The 13,441-nt window shown below is 64.7% G+C and carries 12 protein-coding genes; 4 read left to right on the forward strand and 8 right to left on the reverse strand.

Translation table 11 applies throughout. From position 1 onward, the window contains the following. Positions 1-27 precede the first annotated feature (27 nt). The 5 genes from ON00_RS07465 to ON00_RS07485 form a co-directional block, all read right to left on the reverse strand. Positions 28-297, reverse strand: a complete 270-nt coding sequence (locus ON00_RS07465; RefSeq protein WP_010404543.1) for a ribbon-helix-helix domain-containing protein — start codon at positions 295-297, stop codon at positions 28-30. Then, positions 269-2,116 (reverse strand): cobaltochelatase subunit CobT, encoded by a 1,848-nt coding sequence (gene cobT, locus ON00_RS07470; RefSeq protein WP_010404545.1) that lies wholly within the window; start codon positions 2,114-2,116, stop codon positions 269-271. Before cobT ends, ON00_RS07465 begins: the two co-directional genes overlap by 29 nt. A gap of 110 nt (positions 2,117-2,226) precedes the next feature. After that, positions 2,227-2,448 (reverse strand): hypothetical protein, encoded by a 222-nt coding sequence (locus tag ON00_RS07475; RefSeq protein ID WP_010404547.1) that lies wholly within the window; start codon positions 2,446-2,448, stop codon positions 2,227-2,229. After that, on the reverse strand, positions 2,445-2,735 hold the full coding sequence (locus ON00_RS07480) for a hypothetical protein (protein ID WP_010404549.1): 291 nt from the start codon (positions 2,733-2,735) through the stop codon (positions 2,445-2,447). The genes ON00_RS07475 and ON00_RS07480 overlap by 4 nt, the downstream gene beginning before the upstream one ends. 57 nt (positions 2,736-2,792) lie before the next feature. Continuing rightward, positions 2,793-4,319, reverse strand: a complete 1,527-nt coding sequence (locus ON00_RS07485) for an acyl-CoA carboxylase subunit beta (RefSeq protein ID WP_010404551.1) — start codon at positions 4,317-4,319, stop codon at positions 2,793-2,795. A gap of 117 nt (positions 4,320-4,436) precedes the next feature. Here ON00_RS07485 and acs point away from each other — a divergent pair, with 117 nt between their 5' ends. Next, the gene (gene acs, locus ON00_RS07490) at positions 4,437-6,377 is read left to right on the forward strand and encodes an acetate--CoA ligase (protein ID WP_010404553.1); all 1,941 of its coding nucleotides are present in this window, start codon (positions 4,437-4,439) and stop codon (positions 6,375-6,377) included. Between the two features lie 77 nt (positions 6,378-6,454). Continuing rightward, positions 6,455-8,497 carry a M13 family metallopeptidase gene (locus ON00_RS07495; protein ID WP_010404555.1) on the forward strand — a complete coding sequence of 681 codons (2,043 nt, stop codon included), beginning with the start codon at positions 6,455-6,457 and terminating at the stop codon, positions 8,495-8,497. A 46-nt stretch (positions 8,498-8,543) separates the two neighbouring features. Here the strand turns inward: ON00_RS07495 and gorA are convergent, their stop codons facing one another. Genes gorA through pgi form a run of 3 tightly spaced genes read right to left on the reverse strand, consistent with a single transcriptional unit; the run spans position 8,544 to position 11,784 of the window. Then, positions 8,544-9,899: a glutathione-disulfide reductase gene (gorA, locus tag ON00_RS07500; protein WP_010404556.1), complete on the reverse strand. Its 1,356-nt coding sequence runs from the start codon at positions 9,897-9,899 to the stop codon at positions 8,544-8,546. A gap of 20 nt (positions 9,900-9,919) precedes the next feature. Continuing rightward, positions 9,920-10,294 carry a DUF4174 domain-containing protein gene (locus ON00_RS07505; protein ID WP_010404557.1) on the reverse strand — a complete coding sequence of 125 codons (375 nt, stop codon included), beginning with the start codon at positions 10,292-10,294 and terminating at the stop codon, positions 9,920-9,922. Beyond that, positions 10,294-11,784 carry a glucose-6-phosphate isomerase gene (gene pgi, locus ON00_RS07510; RefSeq protein ID WP_010404559.1) on the reverse strand — a complete coding sequence of 497 codons (1,491 nt, stop codon included), beginning with the start codon at positions 11,782-11,784 and terminating at the stop codon, positions 10,294-10,296. The genes ON00_RS07505 and pgi overlap by 1 nt, the downstream gene beginning before the upstream one ends. A 116-nt stretch (positions 11,785-11,900) precedes the next feature. On the opposite strand from pgi, the gene lepB reads away from it, so the two are divergent. Together lepB and rnc are read left to right on the forward strand one after the other, a co-directional pair. Then, positions 11,901-12,710, forward strand: a complete 810-nt coding sequence (gene lepB / locus ON00_RS07515) for a signal peptidase I (protein WP_010404560.1) — start codon at positions 11,901-11,903, stop codon at positions 12,708-12,710. After that, positions 12,707-13,372, forward strand: coding sequence for a ribonuclease III (gene rnc / locus ON00_RS07520; protein ID WP_010404561.1), 666 nt, complete (start codon positions 12,707-12,709; stop codon positions 13,370-13,372). Before lepB ends, rnc begins: the two co-directional genes overlap by 4 nt. Positions 13,373-13,441 lie beyond the last annotated feature (69 nt).

A 13,441-nucleotide genomic window follows, 5' to 3' on the forward strand; every position in this document is an offset into this window, starting at 1 on the left:
CACTCGCATTGTCAATGCTATTGCGATTTATTCGCATTTTTGCGCCGCCAGCACCCAGCTTCGCAAAGCGCTGGCGAGGTTGGGGGGATCGTCCGCCAGGATGCGCACGGAATCGATTTGCGCGATCAACGCGTTGAGCGGCAGCAGGCGCTTTTCCGCCTGCGCCTCCAGCGCACGCCAGAAGATCGGTTCCAGACTGATCGAGGTTGGGTGTCCGGCAATGGTCACCGAGCGCTTGACCGGGCCGATAAACCCGCCCGGCGGCGCTTCAACCACGCCCTCGCCCCATCGGGGCATCGAACAGGGCGGCGATCTGCTCAATGATCGTGCCCCCTAGCTGTTCCGCATCCATGATCGTCACCGCGCGCGCATAATAGCGCGTCACGTCATGGCCGATGCCGATCGCCGCGAGTTCGACCGGCGACTTGGCTTCGATCCAGCCGATCACCTGCCGCAAATGGCGCTCGAGATACGACCCGGAATTGACGCTCAGCGTCGAATCGTCGACCGGCGCGCCGTCCGAAATCACCATCAGGATCTTGCGTTCCTCGGGCCGCGCGATGATGCGCGAATGCGCCCAGAGCAGCGCCTCGCCGTCGATATTCTCCTTCAGCAGCCCCTCGCGCATCATCAGCCCAAGCGAGGTGCGCGCGCGCCGCCATGGCTCGTCCGCCTTTTTGTAGACGATGTGGCGCACGTCGTTGAGCCGCCCCGGCTGCGGCGGCCGCCCGGCGGCGAGCCAGGTCTCGCGCGATTGTCCGCCCTTCCACGCGCGTGTGGTGAAGCCGAGGATCTCGGTCTTGACCCCGCACCGCTCGAGCGTGCGCGCCAGAATATCGGCGCTGATCGCCGCGATCGAAATCGGGCGGCCGCGCATCGATCCGGAATTGTCGATCAGCAGCGTCACCACCGTGTCGCGGAAGTCGGTTTCGCGCTCGACCTTGTAGCTCAGCGACAGCGTCGGGTTGACCACGATCCGCGCCAGGCGCGCCGCATCGAGAATGCCCTCTTCCTGATCGAAATCCCAACTGCGGTTCTGCTGCGCCATCAAGCGGCGTTGCAGGCGGTTGGCGAGCTTGGTCACCGCTCCCTGCAAATGCACCAATTGCTGGTCGAGATAGGAACGCAGCCGCGTCAGTTCATCGGCATCGCACAAGTCGGTCGCGGCGATGACTTCGTCATAGGCGGTGGTCCAGGCTTTATATTCGAATTGCGGCGCGAAATCCGCAAACGGTCGGTTGGGGCGAACCGGGAGCATCCCCTCCTCGCCTTCGTCGCCGGGCTCGCCGTCCATATCGTCGAACGATTCGTCGCTTTGCTCGGTGCCTTCGCCCTCTTCGCTGTCCGAATCCTGCTCGGACCCGCGCGCCTCGATTTCGCCCTGGCCCTGCTCGCCTTCGTCTTCGCCTTCGTCGCCCTGATCGTCCTGCTGCTCTTCGGTCCCTTCATCCTCGGAACCGCCTTCTTCGGATTCGTCGGGGATCATGTCCCCTTCGATCAATTCGAGATCTTCGAGCAGCTTGGTGGCGAGGCTGGCAAAGGCGCGCTGATCGTCGATCGCGAGACCCAGCGCATCAAGGTCACGCCCCGCTTTCTGCTCGATCCAGTCGCGCACCAGGTCCAGCCCCGGCGCGGTGGCTTCGGGCGGCGGCGCACCGGTCAACCGTTCGCGCACCATCAGCCCGAGCGCGGTCGATAACGGGACCTCGTCGCGCGTGCGGGCGCGCGTAATCGGGTCGGCGCGCAACCGCGTTTCCAGCGCAACGTCGAGATTGGCGGCGATCCCGGCATAACCGCGCCCGCCGAGCGCCTCGACTCGCGCGCCCTCAACCGCGTCGAACACCGCGCGCGCCACCGCCTCATGCGGCGCGATCCGGCCATGCAGCGCGGTGTCGTGATAGCGCAGCCGCAGCGCGAAACCGTCGGCGAAACCACGCGCCTCGGCCACTTGCTCGGGCGGCAGCGTGCGCGCGGGCATTGGCACCTTGATGTGCTTGCCCGACTGGCTCGGCGAATCGGCGGTGAAAGCGAGCTCGATCTCGGGCTCATGCGCAACCGCGCGCGCTGCGCCGCCCAGCACGGCCTTGAAACGATCGAGGGGGGTCTCAGTAGGCACGGCTCAGCTCCGGCGACACGCTATGCCTGCGGACAAAAAGGGCAAGACGATGGATCATGGCGTCCCTGCTACCAGATTGCGGCGCGTCGGAAAGCGGGGATGTTCCGATACTATCCTTCGATCCTCGGCAGGTCAGATGCAGCGGCGGCATCCCTGCGACCGCGCAGGTAGCCCTCAATCGTGCTGACCCGGTCGCGCAGCGCGACATGGCTATCCGCCAACCGCGTCCGGCCGTCGCTGAGCGCGGCCAGTTTTTTCTCCAGCCCATCCATGCGCTCTTGATAGGTCAAAACGGCCTTGATGAGGCCGAATGCCTTTTCGCTCGTGCTCACGCGGGGTCGCCTGCCAAGGCGCGATCGATCGCCGCGCAGGCGCGGTCGATCGATTCATTCATCGCGTCCAACTGGCGGTTCCACTTCGCCAGGCTGATTTCAAGCTCCGGCAGCACCAGGGCGAGCGCCTCGTCATAACTGTCCACTTCGCTTTGCCGTTCAGCAAGGTATCGGGTCGAAGCCTCACGCAGGACATGCCCAACGGATTTCCCGGCACCGGACGCATAAGAGTCCAGTGCCGCCTTATTCTCAGGCGTGGTCAGGAAGGTGACACGTTCGGTCCGCATCGAGGCGCTCCTTATCATGTCCTTATAAGGTTTTCGTGCGCCTGCGACAAGCAGCCTTCACAACGGGATGTTGTCGTGCTTCTTCCACGGGTTCTCCAACTGCTTGCCACGCAATTTCCGCAGCCCCAAAGCGATCCGGCGGCGGGTCGAGTGCGGCTGGATCACTTCGTCGATAAAGCCCTTGCTCGCCGCCACGAACGGGTTGGCGAAGCGTGCTTCATACTGTGCGGTCTGCTCGGCAATCTCCTCGGGCGTGCGGCCGCGGAAGATGATCTCGACCGCGCCCTTCGCGCCCATCACTGCGATCTCGGCGGTCGGCCAGGCGTAATTGAGGTCGCCACGCAAATGCTTGGAGGCCATCACGTCATACGCCCCGCCATAGGCTTTGCGTGTGATCACGGTGATCTTCGGCACGGTTGCCTCGGCATAAGCGAACAGCAGCTTCGCGCCGTGCTTGATGATGCCGTTCAATTCCTGCGCAGTGCCGGGCAAAAAGCCCGGAACATCGACAAAGGTGACGATCGGGATTTCGAACGCATCGCAGAAGCGCACGAACCGCGCCGCCTTCTTGGACGAATTGATGTCGAGGCAGCCGGCCAGCACCATCGGCTGGTTGGCGACGAAGCCGACCGTGCGCCCCTCGATCCGCCCGAAACCGGTGATGATGTTGCCGGCATGGGTCGGCTGCACCTCGAAGAAATCGCCTTCATCGACGGTCTTTCGGATCAGCTCGTGCATATCATAGGGCTGGTTGGCCGAGGCTGGCACCAGCGTGTCGAGCGACTCCTCGATCCGGTCCCACGCGTCCGACGACGGCCGCTCGGGTGCGCCTTCGCGGTTCGAGGCGGGCAGGAAATCGATGAAGTCGCGTGCTGCCAGCAGCGCCTCGATATCGTTTTCAAACGCAACATCGGCCACGCCCGACTTGGTCGTGTGCGTCACCGCGCCGCCCAATTCCTCCTGCGTGACGATTTCGTTGGTCACCGTCTTCACCACATCAGGGCCGGTGACGAACATGTAGGACGAATCCTTCACCATGAAGATGAAGTCGGTCATCGCCGGGGAATACACCGCGCCGCCCGCGCACGGCCCCATGATCAGGCTGATCTGCGGCACCACCCCGCTCGCCAGCACATTGCGCTGGAACACCTCGGCATAACCGCCAAGCGAAGCGACGCCTTCCTGAATACGCGCACCGCCCGAATCGTTGAGGCCAATCACCGGCGCACCGACCTTCAGCGCCATGTCCATGATCTTGCAGATTTTCTGCGCATGGCGTTCCGACAGCGAGCCGCCGAACACCGTAAAATCCTGGCTGAACACGAACACCAGCCGTCCGTTGATCGTGCCCGATCCGGTAACCACGCCGTCGCCCGGAATCTTCTGCTCGGCCATGCCGAAATCGACGCAATTATGTTCGACATACATATCAAGCTCTTCGAACGAGCCTTCGTCGAGCAGCACATCGAGCCGCTCGCGCGCGGTCAGCTTGCCCTTGGCATGTTGTGCAGCGATGCGTTTCTCACCGCCGCCCAGGCGAGCGGCTTCACGTTTACGTTCCAGTTCGGCGATGGTCGAAGACATGATCACTCCCTAAAACTCTTTGCAGCGTCTTTTCGCGGTTTGGCGACGGAACGCAAGCCATGCACCCTTGCCAAGCACCAGCAGGGAACGGCAAATGCGCGCGCATAGGAGACCAAGATGCCCGAGCAGGAGCTTTACCCCGTCCCACCCGAATGGGCTGCGCGCGCGCGCATCAACGCGGACGGCTATGACCTGCTCTATGGGCGCAGCCTGGCCGATCCCGGCAGCTTCTGGCTCGATCAGGCCAAGCGGCTCGACTGGATCAAGCGGCCCGAGATCGCGGGCGACTGGTCGTTCGACAAGGCCGATTTCCACATCCGCTGGTTCGCCGACGGCAAATTGAACGTCGCCGCCAATTGCCTCGACCGGCATCTGGCAAAGCGCGGTGGCGACACGGCGTTGATCTGGGAGCCGGACGAACCGAGCGAGCAGCCCCGCCGCTTCACCTATGCCGAGCTCCACCAGGAAGTGAGCGTCTTCGCCAATGTGCTGAAGGCGCAAGGCGTAACCAAGGGCGACCGCGTCACCATCTATTTGCCGATGATTCCGGAAGCGGCCTTTGCCGTGCTCGCATGTGCAAGGATCGGCGCGATCCATTCGGTGGTCTTCGCCGGTTTCTCGCCCGAGGCGCTCGCCGGACGGATCGAGGATTGCGGATCGACCATCGTCATCACAGCGGATGAAGGCCGCAGGGGTGGCAAGCGCGTGCCGCTCAAGGCCAATGTCGATGCCGCCGCCGCGCACGCGCCCGGCCTCAAGACGGTGATCGTGGTGGCCGCCACGGGTGCACAAGTACCGTTCGATGCGACGCGCGACCGCTGGTATCATGAAGCGCGCGAGGGCGTTCCCGCCACCTGCCCGCCCGAGCCGATGGGTGCCGAGGACCCGCTGTTCATCCTCTATACCTCGGGCAGCACCGGCCAGCCCAAGGGCGTGATGCACACCAGCGGCGGCTACCTGTTGTGGGCCAGCCTGACCCACGAACTGTGCTTCGATTATCGTCCTGGCGATGTGTGGTGGTGCGCCGCCGATATCGGCTGGGTCACCGGTCACAGCTACATCCTCTACGGCCCGCTCGCCAATGGCGCGACGACGCTGATGTTCGAAGGCGTGCCCAATTGGCCCGACGCCAGCCGCATCTGGCAAGTGGTCGATCGCCACAAGGTCCACACCATCTTCACCGCCCCGACCGCGCTCCGCGCGCTGATGAAGGATGGCGATGATTTCGTGGCCCGGACCGATCGCAGCTCGCTCAAGCTGCTCGGCACTGTCGGCGAACCGATCAACCCCGAGGCATGGCGCTGGTATCATGAGGTCGTCGGCGGCGGACGCTGCCCGATCATCGACACCTGGTGGCAGACCGAGACTGGCGGCGCGATGATCGCCCCCATGCCCGGCGCGACCGCGCTGAAACCCGGCTCCGCGACCAAGCCGATGCCCGGCGTCGACCCGCAACTCGTCAACCCGGAAGGCGAGGTGTTGAGCGGCGCGACCGAGGGCAATCTCGTCATCGCGCGGAGCTGGCCGGGGCAGATGCGCGGCGTGTGGGGCGATCGCGAACGCTTCTTCCAGACCTATTTCACCACCTATCCCGGCAAATATACCACGGGTGACGGCGCGCGCCGCGATGCCGATGGCTATTGGTGGATCACCGGCCGGGTCGACGACGTGATCAACGTCTCGGGCCACCGCATGGGCACCGCCGAGGTGGAAAGCGCACTGGTGCTGCACCCCGAAGTGGCCGAGGCCGCCGTTGTCGGCATGCCGCACGACATCAAGGGACAGGGCATTTACGCCTATGTCACGCTCAATTCGGGGCATGCCCCGTCTGAGGCGCTACGCAAGGACTTGATCAGCTGGGTCCGCAAGGAAATCGGCCCGATCGCAGCGCCCGACAAGCTGCAATTCGCGCCGGGCCTGCCCAAGACACGCTCGGGCAAGATCATGCGCCGCATCCTGCGCAAGATCGCCGAGGGCGACGTGTCGAGCCTGGGCGATACCAGCACGCTCGCCGATCCCTCGGTGGTCGATGATCTGGTGGCCAACCGCGTGGCCTGACGCGCGCAGGCACGTGTTGCGGAGCCCCCACCCCACTGTTATGGTCAAGCATAACACAGGTTTTAGGGGGCTCCTTCATGCGTACATCCACCTTCGCCCGGCTCGCCGCCGCGGCTGCCATCGTCGCGCTCGCGGCACCTACGCTTGCCAAGGATGCCAAAAGCGGGCCGCGTTACGGCACATTCGGCGTCGATCTCACGACGCAGAACAAGGCGATCAAGCCCGGCGACGATTTCTGGACCTTCGCCAATGGCGCTTGGGACCAGCGCACGCAGATCGCCGCCGATCGCACCTCGGCCGGCTATTGGGTGGTGATCAGCGACGAAGCCGAACAACACGTCCGCGACATCCTGACCGACCTTGCCGCCAACCCTGCAAGCTTTGGCGCATCGGGCAAGCAGATCGGCGATCTCTATGCGAGCTGGATGGACCAGGCCGCGATCGATGCGCATGGCACCGCGCCACTCCAACCCTATCTCGCCAAGATCGCCGCCGTGCAGGACAAGGCCGCGCTGCAAACGCTGTTCGCCAGCGTCGGCTATGCCTCGCCGGTCGAGCTTGGCCAATTGCCCAATCCGTCCGACCCGACCCGCTATGTTGCGGCCGCCAGCCAGGGCGGGCTCGGCATGGGCGGGCGCGATTATTACCTGCTCGAAGGCGCGAAATATGACGGCTTCCGCAAGGCCTATCGCGACTATGTGATCCAGATGCAGACGCTGGCGGGCATTCCCGATGCCACGACCAAGGCCGACGCGATCATCGCGCTCGAAACCGCGATGGCCAAGGAGCAATGGAGCCCCGAACGCCAGCGCAATCTGATGGAAATGTTCAAGCCGATGGACCGCGCGGGCATGAAAGCGCTCGCGCCGCAATTCGACTGGGATTTGATGCTGAAGACCGCCGGGCTCGACAGCATCCCGACCGTGATCATGGCGACCAGCACCGCGCTGACCGCCAATGGCAAATTGCTCGACTCGGTGCCGCTCCAGACGTGGAAGGACTGGGTCGCGTTCCGCTTCGTCAGCGATCACGCACAATTCCTGCCCAAGGCGTTCGACGAAGCGAGCTTCGCCTTTTACGGCAAGACGCTGCGCGACCAGCCGACCCAGCGCGACCGCTGGAAGCGCGGTGTCGCCCTCGTCAACGGCGCGCTGGGCGAAGCGGTCGGCCAGATCTACGTCGCGCGCTATTTCCCGCCCGAGAGCGAAGCCAAAATGGGCGAGCTGATCGGCGATCTGCGCGGCGCGCTGGGCGAACGGCTCAAGGCGAACAGCTGGATGGACGCCAAGACCAAGGCTGCGGCCCTGGCCAAGCTCGACAAGTTCGACCCGCGCATCGGCCACCCGGTCAAATATATCGACTATGCCAGCCTCAAGATCGATCGCGGCGATCTGCTCGGCAATGCGATGCGCAGCGGCGAGTTCCAGCACCAGCTCGATCTCGACCGGCTGACCAAGCCCGTCGATCGCAGCCTGTGGGACATGACCCCGCAGACGGTGAACGCCTATTACAATCCGCTCTCGAACCAGATCACCTTCCCCGCCGCGATCCTGCAACCGCCCTTCTTCGACCCCAAGGCCGATGCTGCGGTCAATTACGGCGCGATCGGCGCGGTGATCGGGCATGAAATCGGGCACGGCTTTGACGATCAGGGCAGTCTGTTCGACGGCACCGGCAAGATCAGCAACTGGTGGACGCCCGAATCCAAAAAGGCCTTCACCGCGCGCACCGCCGTGCTCGGCAAGCAATATGACGGCTATGAACCGATCCCCGGCACGCACATCAAGGGCTCGCTCACCATGGGCGAGAATATCGGCGATCTCGGTGGCGTGGAAATGGCCTATGCCGCCTATCAGCGCTATCAGGCCAAGCACGGCAAGGCGCCGGTGATCGGCGGGCTGACCGGCGACCAGCGCTTCTTCCTCGCCTGGGCGCAAGTCTGGCAGGAAAAGGACCGCGAAGGCGCGCTGCGCCAGCAATTGCTGACCAATGCGCACAGCCCGGCCTTCTTCCGCGTCAACGGCGTCGTGCGCAATGTCGATGCCTGGTACACCGCCTTCAACGTAAAGCCCGGCGACAAACTGTACCTCGCCCCCGCCGACCGGGTTCACATCTGGTAAGGTGAAAGATGGATCGCCCTTCCCGCCGCGCGGGAAGGACGATCGATTACCGCAGCAGCACCAGTTCTTCCGCCATCGACGGATGCAGCGCGACGGTCTGGTCGAAGGCGTCCTTGGTCAGCCCGGCCTTCACCGCGACCGCCGCCGCCTGCAGGATCTCGGGGGCGTCGGGGCCGATCATGTGCAGCCCGAGCACCACGCCCGACTCGGCATGGCACACCATCTTGTACAGCGCGCGCTCGTTGCGGCCGGCGAGCACATTCTTCATCGGGCGGAAGTCCGAGGTATAGACCTTGACCGAGCCGAACTTGTTCTTCGCCTGCGCCTCGGTCAGGCCGACGCCCGCCATCGGTGGATGGCTGAACACCGCGCTCGGGATATTCTCATAGTCCACGCGGTGCGGCTTGCCGCCGAACAGCGTGTCGGCAAAGGCCTGCCCCTCGCGGATCGCGACCGGGGTCAGTTGCACGCGATTAGTGACGTCGCCGACGGCATAGATACTGTCGCAGCTCGACTTGTTGTCGGCATCGACCACGATCGCGCCCTTCTCGTCCAGATCGACACCCGCCGCCGCCAGGCCCAGCCCTGCGGTATTGGGGGTGCGCCCGGTCGCGAACAGCACGCAATCGACTTCGATCGGCTCGTGGTTGGTCATCGACACGAGCAGGCTGCCATCGGCTTGCTTCTCGATGCCGCGGAACGCCGCGTTGAAGCGGAAATCGAGCCCCTTCATCATCGAAATCTGCAACAAGCGGTCGCGGATCGACTCATCATAGCCGCGCAGGATCACGTCGCTGCGGTTGATCAGCGTCACCTTTGCGCCGAATTCGTTGAAGATACCGGCAAATTCATTGGCGATATAGCCCGCGCCCGCGATCAAGATGCGCTTGGGCACGGCGTCGAGATGGAACACTTCGTTCGAGGTGATGCCAAGTTCGTGGCCGGGGCATTCCGGCACCACCGGCGTCGCGCCGACTGCGATCAGAATGTATTTCGCGGTCACCTCGCGCCCGTCGCCCAGCCGCACGCTGTGCGGCCCGGTCACTTCCGCACGATCGAGAATGATGTCGACGCCATTGTTGTTGAGCGTGGCGGTATAGGCACCGTTGATGCGGCTGACCTCTTCCATCACGTTGTCGCGCAGCCGCACCCAGTCGAAGCCGAGAGTGTCGGGCACGTCCCAGCCGAAGCGCCTGGCGTCCTTCAGATCCTCGGCGAAGTGCGCGCCGTACACGAGCAGCTTCTTGGGCACGCAGCCACGGATAACGCAGGTGCCGCCGACGCGATATTCCTCGGCCACCGCCACCTTCGCGCCATGCGCGGCCGCGACGCGCGACGCCCGCGTGCCGCCCGAACCGGCACCGATGACAAAAAGGTCGTAATCATAAGAAGCGGTGGTCATCGAAAACTCCGTAAGGACATTCAGCGCAAGCCCGCGCGGCGCATCGGCATGGCGTCGATCGCGGCGATCACGGTTGCGGGGGTTATCGGATCGGTCTGGCGCAGGGCTTCATGCCCGTCCTTGCCGATCAACAGGACAGTGAAACGGTCGCGGGGGAGCGACCAAATTCGGCGCAACGCGGCTGCGGAATCGCGCGCACCTGCCACGCGATCCGCCAGGATCGTGACGATCACCACGTCGCGCGCGGCGAGCGGCTCCTGGCGTGCGGCAAGCGCAGCGATCTGCTGCTGCGCCTGCCGATCGGTTGCGGCGGGCGCGGCGATGACGAGCAATCGGTGGTGATGACGCATCTCCACCGCCGATTGTGTCATCAACGCCAGCGCCGCCAGCAACATCAGCCGAACGCGCGCTTGATCAGGTCGGCGGTCGACACGTCGAACTCTTGCCCGCCCGCATCGGCTGCTTTGGCCATTTCCTTGCCCAGCTCGACGCCGAACTGGTCGAACGGATTGATGCCGAGCAGCACGCCATTCACGAACACACGCTGTTCGTAAAAGGCGATCAGCGCGCCGAGCGTACGCGCGTCGAGCACTTCGAGCAGGATCGTCGAAGACGGCCGATCGCCCGAATAGCTGCGCGCGAGATCGTCATTGGGCCGCCCCTTCATCAGCGCCGCGCCTTGCGCGAAGGCGTTGAGCAGCAACTGGCGGTGATGCTCCTCGGCCAGCGTGTCGCCCGGCTCGATCACCGCGACGAATTCGACCGGCACCAGATGCGTGCCCTGATGCAGAAGCTGGAACACGGCGTGCTGGGCATCGGTGCCGACGCCACCCCAGGTGATCGCAGCGCTCGGTCGGTCGAGCTTCACGCCGTCGATCGTCACGCCCTTGCCGTTCGATTCCATTTCGAGTTGCTGGAGATAGGACGGCAGCAAACGCAGCCGCTCGTCATAGGCGAAGGTCGCGCGCGTCTCGGCGTGGCGCACCTGGGTGTAATACAGGTCGGCAAAGGCCGCGAGCGCGGGCGCATTCTGGCTGAGCGAAGTCTGGCGGAAGTGGCGGTCCATTTCGCCCGCACCATCGAGCATGTCCTGGAAATTATCCCATCCAAGCGCGAGCGCCGCCGGGAAGCCGATCGACGACCACAGCGAATACCGCCCGCCGACCGAATCCGCGAAGGGCAGCACGCGCGTTTCATCGACGCCCCATTCGACCGCCTTGTCGGGGTCAGCGGTCAGCGCGACGACGCGGCCATAGACATCGTCCACCCCGGCCTCACCCATCCACTGCAGCACCGATTCGGCGTTGGTCAGCGTTTCCTTGGTGGTGAAGGTCTTCGACGCGATCACCAGCAGCGTAGCGGTCGGATCGAACTTCTTGAACACCTCTTCCAGCGCCGCGCCGTCGATATTGGAGACGATCGCAACATCATAGCGGCTATCGTCGCGCCCCAGCGCATCGATCAGCAGGTCCGGTCCCAAAGCCGATCCGCCGATACCGACGTGCAGCACATGGCGAATCGGCCCGAGCGCCTCGCCCTCGATCGCGTCGATCAGCGCGCGCATCCGCGCGTGCAACACGCGCGCTTTCGCTACGTCATCCACGCTGCCTTCGCCGCGCTCGGCGACATGCGTGACCGCGCGGCCCTCGGTGGTGTTGATCACGTCACCCGCGAACAGCGCCTCGCGCTTGCCCGCCAGATCCTGCGCCTTGGCCAGCGCCTCGAACGCGGCCACCGCTTGCGCGGTCAAATGCGTCTTCGACCAGTCGAAATGCAGGCCAGCGACATCGACGCTGAAGGTCGCCAGCCGGTTGGGGTCTTCGGCGAACAGGGTTTCCAGGCGCGGCGCGGGCAAGGCTTCGATCGCGGTCCAGTCGGCAGGCATTAGGGCACCTCTTTGGCAAATGGGGGCGGGGGGAGGATCCGCCTTAGATTGCCCTAGCGCCGTGCAGTTACAACCGCCAGCTTGACGCGACACCGGAGCGGCACCAAACCGCGCGCATGGCCGCCCCCTCCTCCCCCGCCCGCAAATCCGAAACGCGCGAGACGCTCGTCTTCCTGCTGAAACTCGCGATCATCGTGTTCGTGTTTCGTAGCTTCGTCTTCGCGCCGTTCAGCATCCCATCGCAATCGATGCTGCCGCGGCTGTACATTGGCGACTATCTGTTCGTGTCGAAATGGAATTACGGTTATTCGCGCTGGTCTCTGCCCTGGGGCGTGCCGCTGATTCCGGGCCGCATCCTCGGCCGCGATCCGGCACGCGGCGATGTGGTGGTGTTTCGCGGCCCGCCCGGCGAAGATCATGATGTGATCAAGCGCGTGATCGGCCTGCCCGGCGACACGATCCAGATGCGCCATGGCCAGGTGATTCTCAATGGCACGCCGGTGCCCAAGGTCCGGATCGCCGATTTCACGATCCCGCTCAGCCCCAATTATCCGGGCGGCACCGAATGCCCGAGCGAGTTCGAGGACAGCCTGAAGGGCACGCCGATCTGCCGCTACCAGCAATTCCGCGAAACGCTGCCCAATGGCAAAAGCTACAATGTGCTCGACCGCGGCGAACAGCCCAATGCCGATGAGACTGGCGTCTATGCAGTACCCTCAGGCCATGTCTTCGTGATGGGTGACAATCGCGACGATAGCGGCGACAGCCGCTTCGATCCGCCCGAAGGCATGGGCATGGTGCCAATGGAGCGCATCCAGGGCAAAGCGGTCGTGTCGTTCTTCTCGACCGATGGCTCGGCCAATTGGTTCCTGCCCTGGACCTGGTTCTCCGCGGCACGCTGGAACCGGATCGGGGCGGGTTTTTGAGCAGCGCCCTGCACGACTGGCTGACCGCGACGCTTGGCCACGCGCCGATTGATCTTGCCCCGTTCGAACGCGCGCTGACGCATGGCAGCCAGGCGGCGGCGAATTACGAACGGCTCGAATTTCTGGGCGACCGTGTGCTCGGCCTGGTGATGGCCGAATGGCTGTTCGAACTGTTCCCGGGCGAACCCGAAGGCGCGCTGTCCAAGCGGCTGAACGCGCTGGTGACGGGCGCGGTCTGCGCCGATGTCGCGCGCGGCCTCGGCGTTGCAGCCCAACTCCGCCTCGGCAAGCAGGCCCGCGACGACGGTGCCTCTGATAGCGACAATGTGCTGGGCGACGTGATGGAGGCGCTGATCGGCGCGCTCTATCTCGAAGCCGGGCTGGACGGCGCGCGCCGTGCGATCCGCAAAGTCTGGGCCGACCGCCCCAGCCGCCAGCTCGCCGCCCCGCAACACCCCAAATCCGCGCTGCAGGAATGGGCCGCCGCGCACAACCGCAAGACGCCCGCTTATGACGTGGTCGAACGCTCGGGCCCCCACCACGCCCCACGCTTCCGCGTAAAGGCCACGCTCGGCACCTTCGCCGAAGCCGAAGCCGAGGGCAGCTCCAAACAGGAAGCGGAAACGGCGGCGGCGGCGGCGTTGCTCGCGAAATTGCGCTGACACGGCGTCACCCCGGACTTGTTCCGGGGTCCACCGTGCGGCAGGAACGGCAAGTGCGGCCCTTGCGGA

This window comes from Sphingomonas echinoides ATCC 14820, assembly GCF_000241465.1.
GTDB classification, from domain to species: Bacteria; Pseudomonadota; Alphaproteobacteria; order Sphingomonadales; family Sphingomonadaceae; genus Sphingomonas; species Sphingomonas echinoides.

Bases quoted from the DNA above. Each gene is read 5' to 3' on its own strand.
- ON00_RS07465 (WP_010404543.1), bottom strand. From the start codon at position 297: ATGCCCCGATGGGGCGAGGGCGTGGTTGAAGCGCCGCCGGGCGGGTTT.
- ON00_RS07480 (WP_010404549.1), bottom strand. From the start codon at position 2,735: ATGCGGACCGAACGTGTCACCTTCCTGACCACGCCTGAGAATAAGGCG.
- ON00_RS07485 (WP_010404551.1), bottom strand. From the start codon at position 4,319: ATGTCTTCGACCATCGCCGAACTGGAACGTAAACGTGAAGCCGCTCGC.
- acs (WP_010404553.1), top strand. From the start codon at position 4,437: ATGCCCGAGCAGGAGCTTTACCCCGTCCCACCCGAATGGGCTGCGCGC.
- ON00_RS07495 (WP_010404555.1), top strand. From the start codon at position 6,455: ATGCGTACATCCACCTTCGCCCGGCTCGCCGCCGCGGCTGCCATCGTC.
- gorA (WP_010404556.1), bottom strand. From the start codon at position 9,899: ATGACCACCGCTTCTTATGATTACGACCTTTTTGTCATCGGTGCCGGT.
- ON00_RS07505 (WP_010404557.1), bottom strand. From the start codon at position 10,294: ATGTTGCTGGCGGCGCTGGCGTTGATGACACAATCGGCGGTGGAGATG.
- pgi (WP_010404559.1), bottom strand. From the start codon at position 11,784: ATGCCTGCCGACTGGACCGCGATCGAAGCCTTGCCCGCGCCGCGCCTG.
- lepB (WP_010404560.1), top strand. From the start codon at position 11,901: ATGGCCGCCCCCTCCTCCCCCGCCCGCAAATCCGAAACGCGCGAGACG.